The organism is Staphylococcus coagulans, from assembly GCF_022557135.1.
Classification (GTDB): Bacteria; Bacillota; Bacilli; order Staphylococcales; family Staphylococcaceae; genus Staphylococcus; species Staphylococcus coagulans.
On the sequence record NZ_CP092966.1, the window covers coordinates 1,748,328 to 1,773,373 of the forward strand.

The 25,046-nt window shown below is 35.0% G+C and carries 20 protein-coding genes, 1 tRNA gene and 1 pseudogene; 3 read left to right on the top strand and 19 right to left on the bottom strand.

From position 1 onward, the window contains the following. Positions 1-193 precede the first annotated feature (193 nt). Positions 194-267 (top strand) — tRNA-Arg (locus KM149_RS08325). A 304-nt stretch (positions 268-571) separates the two neighbouring features. Here the strand turns inward: KM149_RS08325 and KM149_RS12030 are convergent. The 3 genes and pseudogenes from KM149_RS12030 to KM149_RS08340 form a co-directional block, all read right to left on the bottom strand. Then, positions 572-676, bottom strand: a pseudogene (locus tag KM149_RS12030) (IS200/IS605 family transposase); the annotation flags it as partial. A gap of 255 nt (positions 677-931) precedes the next feature. Next, positions 932-1,279: a fibrinogen-binding protein gene (locus KM149_RS08335; RefSeq protein ID WP_182281348.1), complete on the bottom strand. Its 348-nt coding sequence runs from the start codon at positions 1,277-1,279 to the stop codon at positions 932-934. A 348-nt stretch (positions 1,280-1,627) separates the two neighbouring features. Beyond that, positions 1,628-4,573, bottom strand: a complete 2,946-nt coding sequence (locus KM149_RS08340) for an Ig-like domain-containing protein (protein WP_241415291.1) — start codon at positions 4,571-4,573, stop codon at positions 1,628-1,630. A gap of 493 nt (positions 4,574-5,066) precedes the next feature. On the opposite strand from KM149_RS08340, the gene KM149_RS12035 reads away from it, so the two are divergent. Continuing rightward, positions 5,067-5,138 (top strand): epsilon family phenol-soluble modulin, encoded by a 72-nt coding sequence (locus KM149_RS12035; protein ID WP_095658923.1) that lies wholly within the window; start codon positions 5,067-5,069, stop codon positions 5,136-5,138. 230 nt (positions 5,139-5,368) lie between these two features. On the opposite strand, the gene KM149_RS08345 is transcribed toward KM149_RS12035, so the two are convergent. The 12 genes from KM149_RS08345 to zapA all read right to left on the bottom strand — a co-directional run bounded on the left by KM149_RS08345 (position 5,369) and on the right by zapA (position 18,147). After that, positions 5,369-5,872, bottom strand: a complete 504-nt coding sequence (locus KM149_RS08345) for a YfcE family phosphodiesterase (RefSeq protein WP_241415292.1) — start codon at positions 5,870-5,872, stop codon at positions 5,369-5,371. After that, positions 5,869-6,453, bottom strand: coding sequence for an XTP/dITP diphosphatase (locus KM149_RS08350; RefSeq protein WP_050331314.1), 585 nt, complete (start codon positions 6,451-6,453; stop codon positions 5,869-5,871). Before KM149_RS08350 ends, KM149_RS08345 begins: the two co-directional genes overlap by 4 nt. Before the next feature lie 2 nt (positions 6,454-6,455). Beyond that, a complete protein-coding gene (racE, locus tag KM149_RS08355; RefSeq protein WP_016424808.1) occupies positions 6,456-7,262 on the bottom strand; it encodes a glutamate racemase in 807 nt (268 codons plus the stop codon). A gap of 174 nt (positions 7,263-7,436) precedes the next feature. Then, the gene (gene sdhB / locus KM149_RS08360; RefSeq protein WP_050345787.1) at positions 7,437-8,240 is read right to left on the bottom strand and encodes a succinate dehydrogenase iron-sulfur subunit; all 804 of its coding nucleotides are present in this window, start codon (positions 8,238-8,240) and stop codon (positions 7,437-7,439) included. Then, a complete protein-coding gene (gene sdhA / locus KM149_RS08365) occupies positions 8,240-10,006 on the bottom strand; it encodes a succinate dehydrogenase flavoprotein subunit (RefSeq protein ID WP_016424806.1) in 1,767 nt (588 codons plus the stop codon). The genes sdhB and sdhA overlap by 1 nt, the downstream gene beginning before the upstream one ends. 31 nt (positions 10,007-10,037) lie before the next feature. Then, a complete protein-coding gene (locus tag KM149_RS08370; RefSeq protein WP_016424805.1) occupies positions 10,038-10,649 on the bottom strand; it encodes a succinate dehydrogenase cytochrome b558 subunit in 612 nt (203 codons plus the stop codon). Between the two features lie 159 nt (positions 10,650-10,808). Continuing rightward, positions 10,809-12,599: an excinuclease ABC subunit UvrC gene (gene uvrC, locus KM149_RS08375; protein ID WP_060830071.1), complete on the bottom strand. Its 1,791-nt coding sequence runs from the start codon at positions 12,597-12,599 to the stop codon at positions 10,809-10,811. Positions 12,600-12,820: 221 nt separating this feature from the next. After that, complete coding sequence (gene trxA / locus KM149_RS08380; RefSeq protein WP_050331318.1) at positions 12,821-13,135, bottom strand: thioredoxin; 315 nt, start codon at positions 13,133-13,135, stop codon at positions 12,821-12,823. 77 nt (positions 13,136-13,212) lie between these two features. Beyond that, complete coding sequence (locus tag KM149_RS08385; protein WP_241415293.1) at positions 13,213-15,561, bottom strand: endonuclease MutS2; 2,349 nt, start codon at positions 15,559-15,561, stop codon at positions 13,213-13,215. Between the two features lie 15 nt (positions 15,562-15,576). After that, entirely contained in the window at positions 15,577-17,286 is a 1,710-nt protein-coding gene (gene polX / locus KM149_RS08390) for a DNA polymerase/3'-5' exonuclease PolX (RefSeq protein ID WP_241415294.1), read from the bottom strand. Positions 17,287-17,357: 71 nt separating this feature from the next. Next, positions 17,358-17,879, bottom strand: coding sequence for a CvpA family protein (locus tag KM149_RS08395; RefSeq protein ID WP_214970300.1), 522 nt, complete (start codon positions 17,877-17,879; stop codon positions 17,358-17,360). A 1-nt stretch (position 17,880) separates the two neighbouring features. After that, positions 17,881-18,147: a cell division protein ZapA gene (gene zapA / locus KM149_RS08400; RefSeq protein WP_016424799.1), complete on the bottom strand. Its 267-nt coding sequence runs from the start codon at positions 18,145-18,147 to the stop codon at positions 17,881-17,883. A 334-nt stretch (positions 18,148-18,481) separates the two neighbouring features. On the opposite strand from zapA, the gene rnhC reads away from it, so the two are divergent. Further along, a complete protein-coding gene (gene rnhC / locus KM149_RS08405; protein WP_241415295.1) occupies positions 18,482-19,417 on the top strand; it encodes a ribonuclease HIII in 936 nt (311 codons plus the stop codon). An 83-nt stretch (positions 19,418-19,500) separates the two neighbouring features. On the opposite strand, the gene KM149_RS12040 is transcribed toward rnhC, so the two are convergent. From KM149_RS12040 to pheS, 4 genes are all read right to left on the bottom strand, one after another. Beyond that, on the bottom strand, positions 19,501-19,800 hold the full coding sequence (locus tag KM149_RS12040; protein WP_425356268.1) for an MFS transporter: 300 nt from the start codon (positions 19,798-19,800) through the stop codon (positions 19,501-19,503). Next, positions 19,730-20,704, bottom strand: a complete 975-nt coding sequence (locus tag KM149_RS08410; protein WP_241415296.1) for an MFS transporter — start codon at positions 20,702-20,704, stop codon at positions 19,730-19,732. Before KM149_RS08410 ends, KM149_RS12040 begins: the two co-directional genes overlap by 71 nt. Positions 20,705-21,251: 547 nt before the next feature. Beyond that, positions 21,252-23,657, bottom strand: coding sequence for a phenylalanine--tRNA ligase subunit beta (gene pheT / locus KM149_RS08415; protein WP_214970291.1), 2,406 nt, complete (start codon positions 23,655-23,657; stop codon positions 21,252-21,254). Further along, positions 23,644-24,714: a phenylalanine--tRNA ligase subunit alpha gene (gene pheS, locus KM149_RS08420; RefSeq protein WP_241415297.1), complete on the bottom strand. Its 1,071-nt coding sequence runs from the start codon at positions 24,712-24,714 to the stop codon at positions 23,644-23,646. Before pheS ends, pheT begins: the two co-directional genes overlap by 14 nt. Positions 24,715-25,046 lie beyond the last annotated feature (332 nt).

Below are 25,046 nucleotides of genomic sequence, written 5' to 3' on the forward strand. Positions count from 1 at the left end.
TATTAAGATTACTATGAGAAATCAAAATTTATTGTTTATAATCGCCTCATGTTGTTCCAGTTTAAGATTCTAATATATACCGACAAATTTATATTGTAATATTTTGTATATCGTGTTAATTGTATATAAAAGATTTGAAGACAATATTGATTTATCACAAATTGTTCGTTATAATTAATCTTGTGTTAAAAATGTCCTGGTAGCTCAGCTGGATAGAGCAATGGCCTTCTAAGCCATCGGTCGGGGGTTCGAATCCCTCCCAGGACGCTATTTACTGAAATTTAAGTACTTTTTAAAATTAAGAATCCCGTAACGACGGGGTTCTTTTTATTTATCTATTAGTAACTCATTATATAAAAAAGATTTTTAGGGACCCATTAAGGAGCCGAGTCCCTGTTATTTCACCCCCACCTATTGTAGGCGGGGTTTATTTATTCATTTTCTTTCTCAAGTTGTTTTTGATAATTATATATTTTTCAGCATTTTCTAATATTAAGTTTTTAATTTTCCTTTTCAATGTTTGGAGGTTAAATGGGCGTGTCTATCCAATATCATTAACTACTCTTACCTTCTAAATATCCACAAATTGATCGACACTTAGTTTTGGTGCTATACTCATTAACATATGAATATATTCTTTACATGCTATAGCTTCTATTATTTCAAAACCCTTTCTATCGCATAACGCATGGTTTTCTTCTTACAGTAAAAAGCGCCATGATTTCTAACAATTATTAGAAATCATGGCGCTCTTCATTGGATTAAATTAAATTTTAAACTTTCCTATCGCATAGACATGTCAGTTATTGGTTGGTATAGGTTTATTGAATTCATTCTGACAAACTCTCAATATGTCAGATTAACCGATATGTTAGCTTTAAAAAGTGTAATGTCATGAATTAAAATCTACAACCAGTACTTAAATGCTTGATTATTTTACATATCCTTGTTTTAAAACATTTTCTATTCTTTGTTGTAATTCATTTTTTTGAGATTGATACTCAAAAGAAACAATGTTTACGGCTCTTTGTGCTTTTCGATGTGCTTGAACTGTATGTGTTTTTTCGAATTCAGTTACTAATTGTTTTGCTTTTTCAAGTTGTTGCTGTCTTTTTGGTGTTAAATTAAACTTATTATTTACATCAATTTTAGTAGTGATATTTGTTTTCTCTTTTGTTCCTTTAACTACGCTTGCATCAGCAGTTCCAATAAATGTTGTTGCTGTAATTCCAATTGTAGCAATTGCTAATAATGATTTTGTTATCAATTTATTTTTCAAAATTTTTTCCTCCAATTTTTATAACTAACAGATATATACAATACATGATTTTCTACCATTTAGTAATTAACTATTAATTAACTATTCATAAATATTTATCATCATTATTAAATGAATTTAATGATTTTGAGAAATATTCATCATTTCTTTTAGCTTATGAATTCGCTTTATCAGTAGCAACAATAAAACAATAATGAACTCTCTTTACTTTCTATACATTAATTTCGAATTAAGAATTCTATATTCATATCACTTTCCATAAATTAAACAACAAAAAAGAGCCCGTTTAAAGCGAACTCTTTTTGCTTAAAACCTTATTCAAAAGATTTATTTCATACAAATACAATACTATTTTGTATGATGATTATTTTTTCTGCGACGTAGAAGTAACAGTCCAAATACGCCAATCATAGTACCTAAAACAACAGGAGTTTGATTTGCTCTTCCTTGTCCAGTAATTGGTAATGCTTTTTCGTCAGTAGTACTATGTTGATTTTCTTTTGCATCTTCTGCTTGATTAATCTGTGATTTTTGATTTTCTGTTTGAACCATGGCTTCAGATTGATTAGTTTTCTTCGCCTGGCCACTAGTCATTGTAGTCTGTTTTGAAACAGATGGCACTGTCTCTAAATCTTTAGGCGCCACTGGTGTTTTTGGATCATTAGCTGTTATGTTTTCCATTGGTGGTGAAGAAGGATGCGGTTGATTTGGCTGAGTTTCTTCATTCACTGGTGGTGTTAGCATTTCTGGATCCTTCGGCGATATTTCCTCATCTGTAGGTGGCATAGGCGGTACGTTATCTTGAGGCGTGAACTCACGATCAACAGGTGGTTGCGGTTGATCTGGTGTTACAGTATCCTCTTCAAACGTTTGTTCACCTTGATGCTGACCACTGATTTGTGGTTGTGTGTCTTCAGTAATATCTACCGGACTGTGACCACCTTGTTGGATAACATCTTTATCTTCTTCTGTGTCTTCTTCAAATGTTTGATTGTCTGAATTCATTCCACTTTCATTTGGTAATGTTGTATCTTCGACTATTTCTTGACTTGAGCCAATTTGGTATACAGGTTTGTCCTCATTTGTATCTTCTTCAAATGTTTGGTTGCCTGAATTCATTCCACTTTCACTTGCTAATGTTGTATCTTCGACTATTTCTTGACTTGAGCCGATTTGGTATACAGGCTTATCATCTTCTGTATCCTCTTCAAATGTTTGATTATCTGAATTTGTTCCATTTTCAGTTCCTAATTGACTATTTGTATCAATAAAATGATTTTCGTCAATTTCTTCAGTTTTTGTGTAACCACTATCTCCACCTTCTAAGCCCAGACCACTCATTTCATTGTAGTCGTCATTTTCAGTGATTTCTTCAATAGGCCCTTCAGCTTGTCCGCTCACGTTAGGATTCAACGTATCTTCTAATTCAACTAAACTGTTTTCAGTTGTATATTCTTTTGTATCTTCAACTGTAGTATGGTCAGTCACAGCACCTGTCACAATACCTTTAGCCGTATCTTCATCATATTCAACAACATTTGACTCATGTTGACTTTCACTACCACCTGGATTTGTTTCTTCTTCAAACTCTACAACATCTGAATGATGTTCTGAATTCTCATGTGTTGATTCTGAAATTTCGATTGGATTAGAATCCTCGGTAATGATATCACCAGAATTTTCACCTTTCATTCCATCTGGTATTGAAGTTTCATCCCATTCTAATGGTTTCGTATCTTCTATTTCAATAGTACCTTCATTAAAACCACTTGCGCCTTCAGCAGCAGTTAGTTTTTCAAATTCGAAAAGATTACTCTCTACTTTTGGTGCGTTATCCCCAGCACCATTGGCGTTATTATCATAAAACTTAATTCCATTGTTCCAAATTGCACTGCCATAGTAATTACTATAATAATAGTTACTATAAAAAGAAGGATAACCACTCATTTGAGTTTGAAAATTGAATTTGTCTGTATCGTTTTTGTAATACCCCTCATAAACGATGACATATTTTTTGTTCAAGCTTTCAAAATTCAATTGATAGTTTTCATTATTAATTGTTAAATTCTTTTTTAAACTATCTGTTACATTTTTATATAAATCTGTTTTATCTTTTTCTATTATTACACTACTTGGTAAATTTCCTTGACCCACATATTCGTATATTTGAACTTTCGGCGTGCCAGCATTAGCTTTTTGTCCTTCAGTAATTCTTCCATATACGCTCACGGTGCCAATACTTCTTCCATTTGGGTTTATATAGGCAACATGTGTAAATGTTCCTTTTTCTTTATCCAAAGATTCGATGGAACCATTTACTTCTATTCCATTGTGGCTAACACCTTTTAAATATTTGATATTTACATCTTTTGTTACCGTATGTTCACCAATTTTAGAAGTTATCGTTTGATTTCCTTCCTCTTTAACGACCACTGGATCAATAAATAAGTTTAAAGAAAGATTGGCTTTAACATTAATTTTATCGTCTACATAATCTGTAAATGTATATCTTATTCCACCATTTTCTAATACTTGTCCCGTAGCCATAACTAATGACCCATTTTTTATATCAGGAACTTTTTTTCTTACAGTGATACCATTCGTATTCACATTATTAGAAATTGTGAAATCGAAATAGTCATTTTTTTTAATGCCTTGTTCAAACTCCCATTCATAATTTAGTTTTGCTCGTTCAGCATTATGTGGATTAATGGCGTTTTCATTATTGTTTGGTACTTCAATTGAACTCTTTGTAACTTTCACTTTATTCGTAACGTCTTGACCTTGTTGGGTATTGTTATAAGTTGTAGCCCTTACTTGTGGTGATGTGGATGTTTGTGTTTCTGCGCTCTTTGCTGTAGTGGGCGCTGTTAATGACTGAGGTGCAGTTGTTTGATTCTGAGTTGCAGGTTTCCCCTCACCTACTTCTTCAGATTTTCGCTCAGATGCTTCAACTGTTGTATTCGAAGGCACTTGCTCTTGTGCTTCTGCTTTAAACGGTTGTGCTGAAACAGCATTCACTTCTGTTTGTTTTTCACTTTGGCTTTGTTGATTTTCTGCCTGTAATTTTAAATCTTGATTTTGCTCTTGCTCTATATTTACTTGTTCTGCAGTATTTTCATCTATTTCACTATTATCTTCATTTCTATTCCCTATTGTATTTTGCTTTCTAACATCTTCTGCGGCTTCAGCTTCATGATGATGACCGATTCCTATAAATACCATAATCCCTAATAAAACCGAGGCAGCACCAAATTTATGCTTTCTAATACCGAATTTTTGCGTTTTTTTCACTAATTTTTTTCTCCCTTATAATCAAATGTCTACAATGTTTCAATTGCATTAAGCTGTATTATATAGAGTTAAATATAATCAAGCAATCTATTTGTTTAGATTTAATAAAAAGTTTATCATTTTATAAATAATCAGTAGTTTGCAATCTAATTTAAATGATTTAATCATGTTCATTTTTCAACTACTATTCCATTTTCGAAATAATAGCCCCTCTTACTTTTAAAGTCTATTTTTTTGAGCCTTTTAAGTTCAAAGTTTACCATTATAATATTTGTTTTATAAATTTGCAAATCTGAAATACAGAATAATACAATAATTACTTTTTATTTATATTTATTATTTAATAAAATACTACACTTACGCAATCATGACTGTAAGACATATGTTTATTAACTACATTTAAGAAACTAAAGTTACCAAGTAGGTCAAAATGCACTAGACTCGGAAATTAACCGTTATACTACAGTTAAGAAATACAAAGGAGGTGAAGACAATGTTTATCATCAACCTAATCAAAAAAGCCATCGAATTCATCAAAGGTTTATTTGGTGGCGACAACAAATAATCTTGCTTTTAACACGAACCGCTCGTATGTATGATGTATGTACCTAAAAAGCCGCGCATCCATAAAATAGTATGGAACAGCGGCTTTTTTATTTTTTAAATGATAATTCACTTTGACTGAGCCAAAACAAGACTTTCTTCAAATATCTATAAATACAGATGGTACATTAATTAATATAATTCTGTCGCAATATCCTCGCTTTATAAAATAAGCGATTTAAAAATGCTACTTTATAGCTCGAAAGGGATTGTTTCTATTATCTTGTGATCACGATTTCTAAATCGAACTTCACTGTCTTTTCCATCGATTATCAGTTCTGCATATGTTTCTTCAATATCACTTCTAGATTGTGATATGCTTCCTGGATTAATCACGTGTACATCATTGATTTTTTCGTAACGTGCCACATGGGTATGTCCATATAATGCAATCGTTGCTTGATGTTGTGCTGCAACATATGCCAATTCTACACGTGAACGATTGACTCCAAATAAATGGCCATGTGTGTAAAAAACATTTACTTCTTCAAAATTGTCTGCTTGTGATTCTGGAAATTCAGGATAAAAGTCCATGTTGCCTTTTACGCGATGATATAAGCTTAACTCCGTATCTTGATAGGCAAATTCAGAATCGCCCAAATGATAAAATGCATCTGCATCTTGGTGTTCTTCATAAATTTGATACAAGATACCTGATTCTGAATGGTTATCACTAGCGACTATTAGCTTTTTCATTTTGCCTCACCTTCAATATAGGCTTGCAGTTGATCAATTGCTTTTCGTCGATGACTGATATCCGCTTTCTCTTCAGCTGTTAATTGCGCCATTGTTTTTTGTTGGTCAGGTACTAAGAAAATAGGATCATATCCAAATCCATTTTCACCAATTTTGTTCAACGTAATTTCCCCTTCAACCGTACCTCTAAATGTTTTCGTTACGCCTTCTGCAGTGGTCATACTGATGACACAAACAAAACGAGCCGTGCGATCGCTTTTATCTTCTAAACCTTCGAGTACTTTTTGAATGTTAGCTTCATCATTTTTCTCTAGCCCTGCATATCGTGCTGAATAAACGCCAGGTTCGCCATTCAATGCGGTTACTTCTAAACCACTATCATCAGCAATCACGGTCTTATTTAAAGCTTTAGCTGCCGCTTCAGATTTCAAACGTGCATTTTCTTCAAATGTAGTCCCTGTTTCTTCTACATCAAAGTCTTCAATGATTTCATTGATTCCAATTACATTATAATCTGAAAAAATAACTTTAAAATCGTTTATTTTACCTTTGTTTGACGATGCAATAACAATATCCGTCATTTTTATTCCTCCTCACCTAAATGTATGCGTTCTACTTGTGTGTCTATGTTGAGCCATTCTTTAATAATATAAGTCATGTATCTCACTTCTCCATTTGCGAAAAAACGATGTTTCGGATGTGGATCATAGTTTGCATGCTCTTGACTAAATGTTAAAAGTGCACTCACTTCTCTCGCTGTTTCTAGACCGGATGAAATGACTGTTTTCGTTTTACCAAAGTAGTCAAATATCGGTTGATAAAGCAGTGGATAATGGGTACACCCTAAAATCACTGTATCCGCATCTGTTTGTCTCCAACTCTTAAGCGTTTGGTGAATAATAATATTCGTAATGGTCGGATCTTTATACTTCATTTCTTCTACCAATGGGACAAATCCTGGACATGCCACACCGTATACATCTACTTTAGGATTGATACGCTTAATATGCTCTCTGTAAGCTTCAGATTTAATTGTTCCTTCTGTCCCTAGAACAAGTACGTTTTGATTTTTAGTTGTCATAATTGCTGTACGGGCTCCGGGCTCAATCACTCCGATAACCGGAATTCTTAATTGCTTTTGTAAAGGTTCTAAAGCAACGGCTGTCGCTGTATTACAAGCTATTACCAGCATTTTTATATCAAACTGTGTTAAATACATCGCCATTTCAATCGTAAACTGTTTAACTTCTTCTTGGTTTCTCGGCCCATATGGACAACGTCCAACATCCCCTAAGTAATAAATCGTTTCATTAGGAAGTTGTCTCATAATCTCTTTCGCAACAGTAAGGCCCCCAACGCCCGAATCCATAACTCCAATCGGTTTATCCATCACATTCATCCTGTTCATTTTCATTATGTATTTTATTTTATCATATCTGTTATATTATTGGACACTGAAAGCGTACGTGTCGTCCAGTCGTTCCTGTACTTTTTTCTTTTATCTTGAAATAGAAAAAGCGGTGAATAGACTCACATTTGAGTCCATTCACCGCCTATATTTCAATTATTCAACTTCATGGTCTGAACCAAAGAACGATTTGAACATATGGAATGATGTTTCACGATTAAGTGCAGCAATTGATGTTGTTAATGGAATACCTTTAGGACAAGCTTGCACACAGTTTTGTGAATTACCACATGCTTGTAAGCCACCTTGATCCATAAGCGCATTTAAACGTTCATCTTTAGTCATAGCGCCTGTTGGATGCAAGTTGAATAAACGTACTTGCGAAATAGCTTGAGCGCCTACAAAATTGTTAGTGCTTGTCACGTTTGGACATACTTCTAAGCATACCCCACAAGTCATACATTTAGATAATTCATATGCTGTTTGACGTTTTTTCTCTGGCATACGAGGTCCTGGTCCTAAGTCATATGTTCCATCGATAGGTACCCATGCTTTCATACGTTTAAGGTTATCAAACATCCGTGTACGGTCTACTTGTAAATCACGGATAACAGGGAAAGTATTCATAGGCTCAAGTCGAATCGGTTGTTCTAGTTGATCAACAATAGCAGAACATGATTGGCGTGCACGCCCGTTAATCACCATTGAACACGCACCACAAACCTCTTCTAAGCAACTCATATCCCATGTGACAGGTGTTGTTTTTTCCCCTTTATCATTAATCGGATTACGTCGAATTTCCATTAATGCAGCAATCACATTCATGTTTTCTCGATAAGGAATAACAAATGTTTCTTCATAAGGTTTTGAATTTTGATCTTTTTGACGTTTAATAATTAACGTAACTGTTTTGTTAGAAGTTTTTGTTTCAGTTGGTTGTTTTTCTGCCGTTTCTGCCATTATTTTTTACCCCCTTTTGACTTACTTGTGTAGTCACGTTTACGAGGTGGAATTAAGCTTACATCAACTGGTTTATACGTGAATGCTGGTTTTTCTTCTGGTCCTTTATACTCAGCTAATGTATGTTTCAACCACTCATCGTCATTTCTGTTCGGGAATTCAGGTTTATAATGTGCACCACGTGATTCGTTACGATTGTATGCACCAATTGTAATCACACGTGCTAGTACAAGCATATTCCACAATTGACGTGTAAAGAAGACCGCTTGGTTACTCCATTGTGATGTATCTTCCATGTCAATATCGTGGTAACGTTTCATTAATTCAACAATCTTTTTATCCGTCTCTAAAAGATTATCGTTATGACGTACTACCGTTACATTCGCTGTCATAATTTCACCAAGTTCACGGTGCAGTTTATATGCGTTTTCTGTTCCTTTCATATTCAACAACTTATCAAAACGTGCTTGCTCTTCTTCTACACGACGTTGATACATACTTTCATCCATGTCGACATATGATTTTTCAACATTTTCAACATATTTAACTGCGTTTGGTCCAGCTACTGTTCCGCCATATATTGCGGATAAGAGTGAGTTGGCACCTAAGCGGTTACCCCCATGTTGTGAAAAGTCACACTCTCCTGCTGCAAATAACCCATCTATATTTGTCATTTGATCATAATCTACATAAAGGCCACCCATTGAATAGTGAACCGCTGGGAAAATTTTCATTGGTACTTTACGCGGATCATCACCAGTAAATTTTTCATAAATTTCAATGATACCACCGAGTTTAACATCTAACTCGTGTGGATCTTTATGTGATAAATCGAGGTAAACCATGTTTTCACCATTGATACCGAGTTTTTGGTTAACACAGACATCAAAAATTTCACGTGTCGCAATATCACGCGGTACAAGGTTACCATAGTCAGGATATTTTTCTTCCAAGAAATACCATGGCTTACCATCTTTGTATGTCCAAATACGTCCACCTTCACCACGTGCGGATTCACTCATAAGACGAAGTTTATCGTCGCCTGGAATTGCAGTTGGATGGATTTGAATAAACTCGCCATTAGCATATTTAACCCCTTGTTGATAAACAATCGAAGCTGCAGAACCTGTATTGATCATAGAGTTCGTTGTTTTACCGAAGATAATACCCGGGCCACCTGTTGCCATAATAACAGCATCTGAACCGAAAGATTGAATTTCTGAAGTTGTGATATTTTGAGCTACAATACCACGTGCGGCATTGTCCTCGTCTTTAACGATACCTAAAAATTCCCAACCTTCATATTTTGTTACATAGCCATCAACTTCAAAGCTACGAACTTGTTCATCTAGTGCATATAGCAACTGTTGACCTGTTGTGGCACCTGCGAAAGCAGTTCTGTGATGTAGCGTTCCACCAAAACGTCGGAAGTCTAATAAACCTTCATTTGTTCTGTTAAACATGACGCCCATACGATCTAATAAGTGGATTATCTTCGGCGCTGCTTCAGTCATGGCTTTAACTGGAGGTTGATCCGCTAAAAAGTCGCCCCCATAAACTGTATCGTCGAAGTGTATCCATGGAGAATCACCTTCACCTTTAGTGTTGACTGCTCCATTAATACCACCCTGCGCACAAACAGAGTGAGAGCGTTTTACTGGAACAATTGAGAATAAATCTACATGCGCTCCCTGTTCCGCTGCTTTAATTGTTGACATGAGACCGGCAAGTCCGCCCCCGACAACAATAATTTTCTTCTCTGCCATAGAATTGTCACTCCCCTGAAATGATTAAACGTTATACGAAAGCTAAAATTGCGCTAACACCGATGTAAGAAACAATCACGAACACAATAAGTGAAATCCAAGTAAATACGCGTTGTGATTTTGGTGATTGTAGGAAACCCCATGTAACTAAGAATGACCAAAGACCATTCGAAAAATGGAATACTACCGCAATAATACATACAATATAGAAAATGAGCCAAGCTGGATTAGAAACAATTTGATGGACCATATCAAAATTGACTTCTTGCCCGAAGAATTTTTGAATACGTGTTTGCCATAAGTGAATCATAATAAAGACAAATGTTAATAATCCAGATGCACGTTGAAGTAAGAATAACCAGTTTCGCATATACGAGTAATGCCCGATATTTTGACTCGCCGTAAATGCAATATGTACGCCGTAGACTGCATGATATAAAATTGGAATATAAATCATGATAATCTCTAAGGCGTATAGAAATGGTAGCGACTCCATAAAGTGCGCCGCTTTATTAAATGCTTCTACCCCTTGTGTTGCTTGATGGTTTACCATTAAATGAACAAGTAAAAATGCGCCTAATGGAATCACACCAAGTAAAGAATGTAAACGTCGAAGGTAGAATTGATTCTTCGATTGTGCCAAAGGAAGTCCCCCCTGCAATACTTTTAAATTTTTGATTTCTTTTTAACTGTCGGATTTTAGAAAACGTTTGCATATGAATATAAAAAAAGAAATCAACTCTCCTTCATTGTAACACTAAATGTGACAAATTTGGGTATGAGAATGATTCTCATACCAAATTCATTCATTTTTCTCTTTTAGTGTTTCATAGAGTAAAGTGGCCGTATTTTTAGGCAGTCCTGCTTCTTGAAGTTGCTCCACACTTGCTTCACGCATTTTTCTAATCGAACCAAATGTTCTTAATAATTTTGTTTTACGTTTTGGACCGATACCTTCGACTTGATCTAGTACCGATTGCATTCCTGTTTTTTGTCTCGTTTGACGATGGAAAGTAATCGCAAAACGATGCACTTCATCTTGAATACGATGCAATAAATAGAAGGCTTGACTATTTTTCTTCAAAGGAATAACTTGTGCGGTCTCTCCATACAATAATTCTGAAGTTTGGTGCTTGTCATTTTTAGCGAGCCCTGCAATGGGAATGTCTAAGCCTAACTCATTTTCTAATACACTTGCGACACTTGACATGTGTCCTTTCCCCCCGTCAACAATAATCAAGTCTGGAAGAGGCAAACCTTCATTTAACACACGTGTATAGCGACGACGCACTGCTTCTTGCATAGACTTATAATCATCTGGACCTTCAACAGATTTTATTTTGTATTTACGATAACCTTTTTTATCTGGCTTTCCATCGACAAAACTGACCATTGCAGAAACGGGATCAACACCTTGTATGTTCGAATTATCAAAAGCCTCAATACGAATGGGAGTTTGAATCCCCATCGCATCGCCCAATTGTTCGATTGCTTTGACTGTTCGAGATTCATCTCTAGCAATGAGTTCAAATTTATTGTCTAATGCAATATGTGCATTTTTATTTGCCATATCAACAAGTTGCTTTTTTTGACCACGCTGAGGCGAAACGATTTTTGTATCTACTACTGAACCAATCATAGTCGTATCAAGATTTGAAGGAACGTGAACTTCCCTAGGTAAGAAATGTTGATTTAATTGATAGAACTGACCAATAAATGTATAGAATTCTTCTTCAGGGGTTTGTTGCAATGGAAACATCGTTGCTTCTCTTTCAATCAGATTACCTTGTCTAATGAAAAAGACTTGGATACACATCCATCCTTTATTCACGCTATAACCGAAAACGTCTCTAACCGTTTGATCGGCTGACATAATTTTTTGCTTTTTGGTTAGATTATGAATGTGTTGAATTAAATCACGATATTCTTTCGCTTGTTCAAATTCTAGATTCTCACTTGCTTTTTGCATTTTTTCTTCAAGATTTCTTAAAATCGTTTTATCTTCCCCGTTTAAAAATTCGGTAATTTCCCTTGTCATTCTTTCATATTCAGATTGGTCTACCGGATACACACAAGGTCCTAAACATTGCCCAATATGATAATAGAGGCATAAACGATCTGGCATTTTATCACATTTACGAAATGGATAGATACGATCTAATAATTTTTTTGTCTCATGTGCAGAATAAGCATTAGGATAAGGCCCAAAATATTTTCCGCTTCCTTTACGAACTGTTCGGGTTACAATTAGTTTAGGATGTCGCTCTTTTGTTATTTTAATAAAGGGGTAGCTTTTATCATCTTTTAATAATACGTTATAACGAGGTTGATACTTTTTAATCAAATTTAGTTCCAATAGCAATGACTCTGTCTCGCTCGATGTGACAATATACTCGAAATCAACTATTTCTCTTACAAGTCGCGTTGTTTTCGTATCATGTGCACCTGTAAAATAAGAACGGACACGATTTCTTAATTTCTTCGCTTTGCCTACATAAATCACTTGGTCTTGCCGATCTTTCATTAAGTAACAACCCGGCTCCATAGGCAACACAGACAATTTTTGCTTAATATGCTGCTTTGTATCCTCCATCATTCATTCACCTTCTTTATTTCCCCAGCTCTAACAATGAAAAGGGAGTGAAATAGAATTATAATCAATTACAATTATAATCTATCTCACCCCCGCAATGGCGATTTTATAGATATTAGCTTCTTTTAAGCGCATCAATCATGTCATCACCTATTGCGCTTTTAATTTTCCATAATAATGCGATAACGTCTTTCGTTTAAATTAAAAAAGAGGCACTCACATTAAATGTGTTTATCTAGAACTTGAGCTAAATTTTCTTTTGGTTGGAAACCAACAACTTTATCAACTGGTTCACCGTCTTTAAATACGATAAGTGTTGGAATACTCATCACTTCGTATTTTGCAGCTGTTGCTTGGTTTTGGTCGACATCTAATTTTAAGATATCTACTTTACCGTCATAATCTTGCGCTAAGTCTTCTAAAACAGGCGCAATCATTTTACATGGACCACACCAAGTTGCCCAAAAGTCTACTAATTTAACACCTTCATTAATTTGTTCTTCAAAATTTGAATCTTTTACTTCTATTAATGCCATAGGAAGTTGCCTCCTTAATTATCATGTGATGGTCAAATTATAACAAATTGTATTTAGCATTTCACTACAATTGCTCATTATTTAATTGTAGCAACCGTCACACCAAAACCACCTTCACTTGGCATTCCCGTTCTAAAAGTGGAGACGCTTTTGTGTTTTTTCAAATGTTGTTGCACACCTTTTTGAAGTGCACCCGTTCCTTTTCCGTGAATAATATAAACGTCTTCGTAATTGCTCAATACCGCTTGATCAAGATATTGGTCTAAAGCAATCATAGCTTCATCATAGCGATATCCTCTTAAATCTAACTCCATTTTCACTGGCGAACGGTTTGTTCTTGTGACCATTTTTGTCGTTTTTTCTTTCGTCTTTTCTTTTTTCTCTAAATCTTTTAACGGGATTTTCATTTTAATAATCCCCATTTGTACAACGGCTTCTTCATTATCCAATAGCTCTAAAACTTCACCTTTTTGACCGTACGATAATACTTTAACTTCATCGCCAGCCACAATATCATCCCATTTTTGCTTTTTAACATTTTGTTTGATTGAGGATGCTTCATACTGGTCTTCAAGTCGTTTCTTTTGTTCGATAAGTTCATGTTCTTTAACTTCTGCACCTTTTTGATCGCGCATCTCTCGCAACGATTTCAAAATATCATCTGCTTCTTCCATTGCCGATTTCACACGCTGATTCGCTTTTTCTTTAGCCTCTTCCATTAACCGCGCTTCATAATTTTGATATTTCTCATATGCTGCTGATAATGCTTTATGCGTTTGAGAAGCTTCACGAACAAGACGATCTAATTCAATTCGTTGATTGTCTACACGTTTTGCATTGTTTTCTAATGCTGCAATCATTTCATTAATTTCTTGTTCATCTTGACCAATCATTGATTTTGCGTGATGAATAATTTTAGATTTTAATCCAAGACGCTTAGAAATATCAAACGCATTTGAACGTCCGGGTACACCCATTAATAATTTGTAAGTCGGACTTAACGTATTGACATCAAATTCAACACTTGCATTCATCACACCTGCGCGATTATAACTATAAGCCTTTAATTCAGGATAATGCGTTGTTGCCATCACAAGCGCGCCTAACTCATGAACATCATCTAGAATGCTCATAGCTAATGCCGCACCTTCACTTGGATCAGTTCCAGCACCCAATTCGTCAAAAAGTATCAAGCTTTGTGCATTCGCTTCGTCTAAAATAGAAACGATGGTTTTCATATGTGAAGAAAACGTTGAAAGCGACTGCTCAATAGATTGTTCGTCACCAATATCGCAAAATACATGATCAAATACGCTCAATTGACTGCCATCTAAAGTTGGAATCAGTAAACCAGATTGCGCCATGATAATAATTAATCCCAATGTTTTAAGCGTTACGGTCTTACCACCCGTATTCGGACCGGTAATGATTACGGTTTGAATAGAAGAAGCAAATTCTATAGTATTCGCCACAACCGTTTCACGATCCAAGAGTGGATGAAATGCTTTCGGCAAATAGACTTGTCGCTCTTTAAAAAATTCTGGTTTAGTCCCTTTGATTTTAGAGGCATATCTCGCTTTACCAATCAAAAAGTCTAAATGTCCCATAACCTTTTCAGAAAGCAAGCAAGCATCAGCTGCTTCTGCAACTTCTTGTGTTAATTCAGTTAAAATCCGTTGACGCTCTATTGCTTCTTCACTGCGTAGACGGCTAACTTGGTTGTTTAATTCTACAACTGATGCAGGCTCAATATAGAGTGTTTGACCTGAAGCCGATTGGTCATGAACAATACCATTAAAATCTTGTCGATATTCAGCTTTAACAGGAATAACATTACGTTCATTTCTCACTGTCACAATGGCATCAGAAAGCTTTTTTTGATTTCCGGTAGATTTTACAATGCGATCAAGCTGTGTTTTAACATTTTGATTTGTTTTAGAGATACGACTTCGAATCGACTGTAACTGCACACTTGCAGAATCATACAAATCATCACTATCACATTTTTGATGAATTGATTGATATAACTCTGTTAAGACCGGTAATTGTTGCATCTGTGTGTCCAAAATTTCATAATTAATCGTCTCTTCATCTTCAACGATTTGATTGTAAAATGTCTTAAACTGATTTTGAACTTGAATCAGCATCTTTATCGCATTTAATTCCTGTACATTTAAAGTACCGCCAATTGTTGCACGTTTAATGAAAGGCTCTACACGTGATAATCCGCTCATACTCGGGATACGATATTGATTATAAATTCTAGCAATTTCGTCCATTTCATTCATTTGATAAACGACCGTATCATAGTCAGAAGAGGGTGTCAGCTGCTTAACCTTTTCAACTGCTAAATCACTCATCACTTCTTGTTCTATCAATGATTTAATCTTATCAAACTCTAATATTTCTAAAGTTTTTTGTTTCATCCAATCCCTCAATTTCTATTTAGGTTGCTTTGGGTTCGTAAGAAATGATTTAAATGCTTCACGAGACATAGCATTCACTACACTTTCTTTTTTTACAAAACCTTTTTGGGCTGTTGCGATACCAAATTTCATAAAATCTAAATGTCTTGTATGATGCGCATCTGTATTAATTGACACCATTAAGTCTGGATTTTGGCGTAACACCTCGGCACTTAAATCTAACCGTTTTGGATTAGCATTGATTTCTAAAACTGTGCCAGTTTCTCGACATAATTTCACCAACTGGCTAATATCTGGTTTGTAGCCGTCTCTTCGCCCAATAAGGCGTCCAGTCGGGTGAGCAATGTGGCGAACGTAAGGATTTCGACACGCACTTTCTAAACGCTTCATAATATCTTTTTCAGATTGATTAAAACTTTGATGGATCGATGCAATGACATAATCCAATTGTGATAATACGTCATCATCATAATCTAATCGGCCATCTGGAAGGATATCCATTTCTGTCCCTGAATAAATATCTATCTCTGAATATTCTTCATTTAATGCTTTAATCTCTTCATTTTGTTTTAATAAACGTTCGACTGACAAGCCATTAGCTACTCGTAAACTTTGAGAATGGTCAGTGATACACATAAAACCATAGCCTTTTTCAATATTCGCTTCAATCATCTCACGCAATTGATGTGCACCATCACTTGCGGTCGTATGCATATGAATGTCACCATTAATATCTTCTAATCTGATAATCTTTGACAAGTCTCTATCAAATTCTGAACCATCTTCTCGCATACTTGGTTCTATCCATTGCACACCAAAATGTTCATAAATCGCCGCTTCACTATCCAATTGCAGTAGCTGACCATCTGGTTGCTCAATCCCATACTCACTCACTTTTTCTTGTGTTTCTTTAGCAATTTGACGAATTCTAATATTATGGGCTTTAGAACCTGTGAAGTGTTGTAGTGTATGATAGAAAGCTTTAGGCTCGATTAAACGGAAATCCACACCAATCGTCTCGTCATCATAACTCAACTCCAATGAGACTTTCGTTTCACCTACCGCGACATCTTCTACTTTATTGGGCATCTCTAACAGTTGCTTTTGCACTTTCAAAGGCGCATTCGTACTAATGATATAGTCTAAATCCTTACTCATTTCTTTCATACGACGAAAACTACCTGCAACTTCAAAACGCTCAATCTCGTCAATTGTTTGTAAATAGTCATCAATTGTGCGACTCAAACCCATCATCGTATCAATAGGATAACGATCTTTTTTTGCACCTAATGCTTTCACTTCTTCTAAATATTTCTCTTCGGTTTTTTTACCAAAACCACTGAGTGCACTGATTTCATGATTTTCACATGCCTTTTGAAAAGAAGCCTGATCTGTGATATTTAATTCATGATAAAGCTTAGCTATTCTTTTACTTCCTAATCCTTTTATTTTAAGTAAAGGAATAAGGCCACTCGGAACTTCAGCTTTCAGTGATTCTAACGTAGGAGATTTTCCGGTTTGTACAAACGTGTTGATCACTTCTCCTACACCTTTCCCAATATTTTTTAACTCTGTCACATCTTTAATTTGATCCATTGTACGTTCATCAGCTTCTAGACTCTGCACTGCTTTGCGGTATGCTGATACTTTAAACGCATTTTCACCTTTTAATTCCATATATGTCGCAATATTTTCTAATAAACGAATTACTTCTTTTTTTGTCATCATATCACCTCATTAAAAAAGAGGGTGAAACAGTATGAGATCCATTTACGTTTCAGCCTCGTTGATTTGGTCTATTTTAAATTCAATGTAAACTCTGATAATAGTGGAACCTCTTTTACGAACCATTGACCTGTCATAGAATGCGCCAATGCATTTTGAAGGGTTGCATCTGGAAATAACGCAAATAAAAAGCAGATATAATGCAGACAAATGAATGCAGAACAACATGCTACAAATGCACCCATTAAACGATTGAACACTGTCATCCGTTGCGTCTCAAACAGCTGGTCAAAACTGTTAATCACAAGATACATCATTGTTTTGACGACAATCACAATGAGGAGAAACACCACAATGTGATTGAACCTTGCCTCGTGATGATCTAACGCTACTACAAAATCCGTTTCATATGCACGCGTTCTTGGATAAGGTATAAATAATTTAGAGTAATGACTGAGTGGGTGATAAAAGCGACTTGCCACCCATAACGAAAAAAACGTACTTCCTAAATGTAGTGCACTTGCAACCCTGCCTCTATGAAACCCTGTCATCGCAAACAAAAAAATGACAATTAAAATGAATAATAATAACACATTAGTTGCCTCTTTGTTTTAAACGCTGTATCTCTTCTCGCAAACGCGCATTTTCTTCTTCTAAGAGTACGAGTTCATGCATAACATTGACTGCGGTTAGCACAGATTTCCTAACCGAATCCAAACCTGCATTTTTGCGTCCTAACTCTTTTATTTTACCATCTACTAAGTCAGCGACATAACGAATATGTTCAGGATCGTCTTCTCCTAAAATCGTATAATTCTGATCATTAATCGTTACATTGATTCGATTTTTGAACTCACCCATCTTCACTCACCTAGCCCTATTTTCATTTTTATTCATCATGGTTCATTATACACGAGATAGGTGCTTTTGTGTATCATTCAGAGTGCAATGCTTCGTTAGAACTACAAACTAAGAGAACGTCTTTTTTCATTTATACCTACATATCAAATTCACGTCACATTGCTTATTATCTACAATTAATATTCTTCAAATAAAATAATATTCCATATAGAAAGTTGATTTCAAATGGTAAACTGCATGTTATAGACGAAACCTTTGAATTCTACTTTATCGTTTATATCTTCTCGTCGCTGTGTTACGATTTGAGGGGAAAAATAAGAAGCGAGGTTAAAACATGTCAAATATTGTTGTAAAACTGAGTTCAGCTGACATCGAACAACTTTTAGCTCAACTGAAACCAGAAATGCAAAACCTTCCTACAGGGATGCAAGCACGTGCGAAATATAAAAGTACTACGATTAGTATTTATCATTCAAAAAAAGTAATGTTTCAAGGGCAAAACGCTGAAGCAATCGCTAAGCAACTTCTTGGATCGAAAGCAAGTCCTTCTTCACCCCCATCACAAACGCAATCAAAGTCAACAACCTCCATTTCATATAACAATATGAACTGTATAGGGAGCGACGAGGCTGGGAGTGGCGACTATTTCGGTCCACTTACGGTATGTGCTTGTTTTGTATCAAAACAAAATATCCCCATCCTTAAAGAATTAGGGGTCGACGATTCAAAAAAATTAACGGATGCTAAAATTACAGAATTAGCAGAACAACTTGTCACTTTTTTACCTCACTCACTACTTGTACTCGATAATCCTAAATACAATGAACGCCAAAGTTTGGGCTGGTCACAAGTTAAAATGAAAGCTGTCTTACATAACGAATGCATTAAAAATGTATTAAAAAAAATCGATAGCACAATGCTCGATTACATTGTAATTGACCAATTCGCTCAACCTGCTGTTTATCAAAGATATGCATCAGGTAACGTCCCTGAATTGGACAAAACACAATTTGAAACGAAAGGTGAATCAAAATCACTAGCCATTGCAGCAGCAAGTATCATTTCACGCTACGCTTTTGTTAAACACATGGACTTATTATCAGAAAAATATCGTATGCCTATATTAAAAGGTGCGAGTCATAAAGTAGATCTCACCGCAGCAAAAATAATAGAAAAACACGGTATTCAAACGTTAGATCAAATAAGTAAAAAACATTTTAGCAACCGTAATAAAGCACTTAAACTCGTGGATGCAAAATATAACGCTTAATTATGTCATTAAACCCAATAAATTAAGAAGCATTACTTTTAACGATTGCGTAAAAGTAATGCTTTTTATATTCAGTACACATTTTAATTTAACGATTTGAAATTCTCGTAAGCACCTCTAGTTATTTTTGAAAAAACAATAGTCACAATAAGTATCGTTGATAAAGTCAGGATAGCATACCTAACGCCTATGATATTAACTATAAAAGCTGATATCGCTAGTCCTAAAGGGTAACCTACCGTACTAAAAGCATACAGCAAGGAAAATATTCTTCCTTGATTTTGCTCAGGTATATTTTCTTGGATATATGTTTTAGAAAATATCATTGCTGGAACAGAAATGATACCAAATAAAAATGCTAGTAATAGAAAGAAAAAAATCATTATGAGTTGTACCTATAATAAAGAAGACGATACCATGCGCAATAATAGAAAAGTCTATAATCTTTCTGCTACTTTTAATTTTTAATTTAGAAATTAATATACTCCCTATAACAATCCCTAAAGATAAGAGAGATGAAAACACGGAAAATATAATTGGATTATTATCGATTTCATTCTTAATAAATATGGGTATCACAACAGGATAAACACCCCATATAAGCAGATTCCACAATGAGTTATTGACTAGCAAAGATAAAACGCCTGTTTCTTTTATAATGTTTTTTAAAGAGTGTTCTTTTAGAACCACTTTCTGCTCTATATCATTAGTTTTTTCATTATCTAGCTTATTTATAAGTTTTAAAAATAAAAAGAGCGAAATTAAAAATGTAATTGCGTTAACTATAAAACCAATACTATTATAATGAAGACTCAAGAAAACACCTGAAATAATTGGGCCTAAAATAAGCGCTACATCAAATTGGATATAATAAATACTATTGGCAGATATTAATTCATTTTTATTAACGACTTTAGGTATTAAGATATTAGATAATATATCATTAGCTGGTGAAAATGTACCTGAGATAAATAACAAAAAGAGCACTATATAGAGTTTGTCACTGTATAAAATGATAGGTATAATTAGAAAAACAATCGCTCTCGATAAAAATGATGTATATGTTATTACTTTTATATTTTTATCAATCCAACGACCAATTAGCGGCGAAAACAAAATTGCAGGTACCTCTAAACAAAGTAATGAGATAGCGATATATAATGGCTGGTTTGTCATAGCATATATTAACCAAACTAAAAACAAATTAGCCATAGCATCTCCTAAATTTGATATAAAACTACCGCTGATTAAACTCAAGAAATTTTTTTGTTTCAAAATCGAAATCATTATACTAACCTCACAGGTATTTTACATTTAATTTGTCTTCAATTATAGTTTTTATCGCTGTAAATAATCTCAATCATCATGATTCATTTAATTTAAACGTTCTGATGAAATTTCTAATCTTTGATACCCATTCAATAAGTTAGATTATTATAAAAGGGATTTTTAGATTATTTTCACTCAATAATCGTTTTAGACTTATTAATCTTTTAGTCATAGAATTGGAGTGTCCTTTTTCTTTCTCACGAAGCAATGCTTATTCTCTTCTACTTACTACTTATCACCTATGTTATTCAGTGCAATATATCCTAAAGAAGCATTGTTATTCTAAAATTAATAATATACTTAAAATTCTGAAAAGTAAATAAAGGTTTATACTCATTGTTTTTAAGCTTATTTACTAGCAAGCTAATCGTTAAAAATATACAACCTTTTAAAATCATAATTCTCATAAAAAATGGACTGGTAAAACGAGGAACGTTTGTTTACCAGTCCAAATTTATAATAAAGGGATAACTTCAAAACTATTACAAATAGATTTAATTTTCTATTAAGCTCTTAAAGTCGCGCCTTCAGCTTCTAAAGCAGAAAGAATCTGTTCGTGAACTTTTGCGACTTGTTCTTCAGTTAGCGTATTTGTTTCATCTAAATATTCAAGTCGTATCGCAACAGATTTTTGACCTTCTTCCATGTGTTCTCCTTCATAGACATCAAACACAGAAGCATCTTTCAAAATTTCTCCGCCATTTTCACGAATCGTTTGTATTAAGTTAGCAGCTCTTACTTCTGACTTCACAACTAATGCAATATCTCTTGTTACACCTGGGAATTTAGGAATAGGTTGATAATTGATATATCCCACAGATTGTTGCATGATTTTTTCATAATTCAATTCAAAAACGTAAGTACGTGACAGGTCATAAGATTTTGCTACTGTTGGATGAAGCTCACCGATAAAACCAATCGCTTCTCCATTTAAAATTACAGCTGCAGTGCGACCAGGATGTAGCCCGTCGATTTGTGCTGTTTCATATTCAAAGTCCAATGCTAATTTATCAGCTACACGATCAACAACACCTTTTAACAGATAGAAATCAACTATTTCTTTTTTACCTTGCCAAGGATTAGAGACATATTCTCCAGTCATGATACCACTTAAGTATTCCACTTGGTCTGGTAACGTGCCTTCCCCGTTACCAAAAAAGACATTACCCAATTCATATAAAGCAATATTATGATTTTTACGTGCTACGTTATATTGTGTTGCATCTATTAAATGTGGGATAAGGCTTTGGCGTAATGTTGAATGTGCTTCACTCATTGGCATTAATAATGAAATCGTTTCTCGATCTACTGTTGTAAATGCAGAGGCACGTTCTTGATCAACTAAAGAATAAGTAATCGCTTGAGATAAGCCTGCACCTTCTAATGCATTTTTAACCACACGTGTTTTACGTTGACGATCAGTAAGTGCGCCACTTGTTACATGCTCAAATACTGGTAGACTTGATGGAATGTTGTCATAACCGTATATTCTTGCGATTTCTTCAATTAAATCAGCTTGTATTGTAATATCACGACGACGTGATGGCACTTTAACAGTGATTTCTGAACCATCCACTTCAGTTTCAAAGCCTAGTTGATTAAAGACACGGATAATGTCTGCCTCTGTAAGATTAAAACCGACTGTTCGATTTACTTTATCAGTAGTAATCTTAATTTCTGTAGTCAACGTGCCCAAATCTCCATCTGAAACGCGACCACTTAAAACTTGTCCACTCGCAAGTGTTTCTAGTAAATAACACGCACGATCGACCGCTTCATCTAAGAATTCTGTTGCCAGTCCTTTTTCAAAACGGCTAGAAGATTCGCTTCTTAAATTTAAACGGCGTGAAGTATGACGAATCGATACTGAATCGAAAATGGCACCTTCGACCACCACGTTTTGTGTTTGTGGGGTAACTTCAGAAAAATCTCCACCCATAACACCACCAAGCGCAATCGGTTGTTTGCCATTTGTGATAACAATGTCTGTATCCACTAATTTTCTTTCTTGATCATCTAAAGTCGTCATCAACTCATTTTCATGTGCTTGTCTAACTACAATTTCATTTGAACCGATTTGATCTTTATCAAACATATGTAGTGGTTGACCGTACTCCAACATGACATAGTTAGAAATATCTACAACATTGTTAATTGGGCGAATACCTGCTTTCATTAAACGTGCTTGCATCCATTCTGGTGAAGGCTCAATTTTCACATTTTTTACAACGCGCGCACTATAATAAGGTACTTTTGAGGCATTTTCTACTTTGACTGATATTGCATCAGCTGCGTTTTCTTCTAATTCAGTCGCTGTTGTTTCAGGTCTTGCTACTTTTTTACCATAAAGCGCCGCTGTTTCATAGGCTGTTCCAATCATACTTAATGCATCTGCACGGTTTGGCGTTAAATCGAATTCCATAGATTGGTCATTGAGATAGAGTGCTTCAAGTGCGTCTGTTCCTGGTGTAATTTTAGATAAAAATTGATAGATTCCGTTTTCAAAAGCTTTTGGCACAACACTACTTGATAAGCCTATTTCTTGTAATGAACAGATCATACCATGAGAGACTTCTCCACGTAATTTTGCCTTTTTAATTTTTATGCCACCCGGTAATCTAGCGCCAACTTTTGCGACAATGACAGTTTGACCTTCACCAATATTCGGAGCCCCACAGACAATTTGTACAGGTGCTTCTTCACCAATATCAACTTGGCAAATATTTAATTTAGCTGCATCTGGATGTGCTACCACTGATTCAACATAACCTACAACTAAATTTTTAATATCTTTTGTAAAATCATGAATATCATCTACTTCAATACCTGTACGTGTAATACGTTCTGCTAAATCTTTGACAGCAACATCAATTTCAACATATTCTTCTAGCCATTCTTTAGATACTAACATCTTGGTCACCTCTATCTTCTACTGCTTTAAATTGATTTAAGAAACGTACATCATTTGTATAGAAATGGCGAATGTCTTCTATACCGTATTTGAGCATTGCAATTCGGTCAGGCCCCATACCAAAAGCAAATCCAGAGTATTTAGTTGAATCAAAGCCTGCCATTTCTAGCACGTTTGGATGCACCATGCCTGCACCTAAAATCTCTATCCAGCCTGTGTGTTTACATACATTACAACCTTTTCCTTTACATTTAAAACAAGACACGTCAACTTCTACTGATGGTTCAGTGAACGGGAAATAACTTGGACGTAAGCGAATTTCACGATCGGCACCGAACAGTGATTTTGCTAATAACTCCAACGTTCCTTTTAAGTCACTCATTTTAATGTTTTCATCTACAACAAGACCTTCAATTTGTGTGAATTGATGACTATGTGTTGCATCATCTGAATCGCGTCGATAAACTTTACCTGGACAAATAATTTTAACAGGACCTTGCCCCTGTCTTTTTTCCATAGTCCGTGCTTGTACAGGTGATGTGTGTGTACGAAGTAATATTTCTTCTGTGATATAAAAGCTATCTTGCATATCTCTAGCTGGATGTGACTTCGGTAAGTTTAATGCTTCAAAATTATAGTAATCCTGTTCTACTTCATAACCTGTAACAATTTCATAACCTAATCCTAAAAATAAATCTTCAATTTCTTCTATAGTCCGCGTTAACGGATGTTGTGCACCGTTCGCAACTTTTCTACCTGGAAGTGTCACATCAATTGACTCTTCTGTAAGCTGTTGATTTAATTTAGCTTCAGCTAAAACCGTTTGACGTGCTTCAATATCACTTTCGATCGCTTGTCTAACGACATTCACTTGTTGACCGTAAGCTGGTTTTTCTTCTTTAGGCAAGTCTTTCATATGTTTCATAAGTCCAGTGACTAGACCCTTTTTACCTAGATATTTAACCTTAACATCTTGCAATGCTTTTTCATCTTCTGCTTGTTGAATGTCTTCAATCGCCTGATGTTTGATTTTCGTCATTTCATCATTTTGCACCATTATTGTTCCTCCTTTAATTAAACCAACACTTGCCTCGTCATCAAAAAAGTAAAAACTTAATTTTTTACCTTTCCCCACTTTATCATTTTAGATTTTTCGTTGACTAAGCGGCAATTTTGTCCTAGCCTATACTTCTTTTCCATTCATTTAATGAAAATAAAAAAGATTCCACCCCAATAGAAATGGGACGAAATCTTTCCGTGGTACCACCCAGTTTTATGTAAAATAAATACATACACTCTGATTTGATGTTGATAACGGATATCACTCCGACTTAAATCTCTTTAAGTAGCTAAAAAGGTGAAAAAAACTATGTAAGTTGAGTATCACTT

Bases quoted from the DNA above. Each gene is read 5' to 3' on its own strand.
- KM149_RS08345 (WP_241415292.1), bottom strand. From the start codon at position 5,872: ATGAAAAAGCTAATAGTCGCTAGTGATAACCATTCAGAATCAGGTATC.
- KM149_RS08350 (WP_050331314.1), bottom strand. From the start codon at position 6,453: ATGACGGATATTGTTATTGCATCGTCAAACAAAGGTAAAATAAACGAT.
- racE (WP_016424808.1), bottom strand. From the start codon at position 7,262: ATGGATAAACCGATTGGAGTTATGGATTCGGGCGTTGGGGGCCTTACT.
- sdhB (WP_050345787.1), bottom strand. From the start codon at position 8,240: ATGGCAGAAACGGCAGAAAAACAACCAACTGAAACAAAAACTTCTAAC.
- sdhA (WP_016424806.1), bottom strand. From the start codon at position 10,006: ATGGCAGAGAAGAAAATTATTGTTGTCGGGGGCGGACTTGCCGGTCTC.
- uvrC (WP_060830071.1), bottom strand. From the start codon at position 12,599: ATGGAGGATACAAAGCAGCATATTAAGCAAAAATTGTCTGTGTTGCCT.
- trxA (WP_050331318.1), bottom strand. From the start codon at position 13,135: ATGGCATTAATAGAAGTAAAAGATTCAAATTTTGAAGAACAAATTAAT.
- KM149_RS08385 (WP_241415293.1), bottom strand. From the start codon at position 15,561: ATGAAACAAAAAACTTTAGAAATATTAGAGTTTGATAAGATTAAATCA.
- polX (WP_241415294.1), bottom strand. From the start codon at position 17,286: ATGACAAAAAAAGAAGTAATTCGTTTATTAGAAAATATTGCGACATAT.
- zapA (WP_016424799.1), bottom strand. From the start codon at position 18,147: ATGGGTGAGTTCAAAAATCGAATCAATGTAACGATTAATGATCAGAAT.
- rnhC (WP_241415295.1), top strand. From the start codon at position 18,482: ATGTCAAATATTGTTGTAAAACTGAGTTCAGCTGACATCGAACAACTT.
- KM149_RS12040 (WP_425356268.1), bottom strand. From the start codon at position 19,800: ATGATTTTTTTCTTTCTATTACTAGCATTTTTATTTGGTATCATTTCT.
- KM149_RS08410 (WP_241415296.1), bottom strand. From the start codon at position 20,704: ATGATTTCGATTTTGAAACAAAAAAATTTCTTGAGTTTAATCAGCGGT.
- pheT (WP_214970291.1), bottom strand. From the start codon at position 23,657: ATGTTAGTATCTAAAGAATGGCTAGAAGAATATGTTGAAATTGATGTT.
- pheS (WP_241415297.1), bottom strand. From the start codon at position 24,714: ATGGTGCAAAATGATGAAATGACGAAAATCAAACATCAGGCGATTGAA.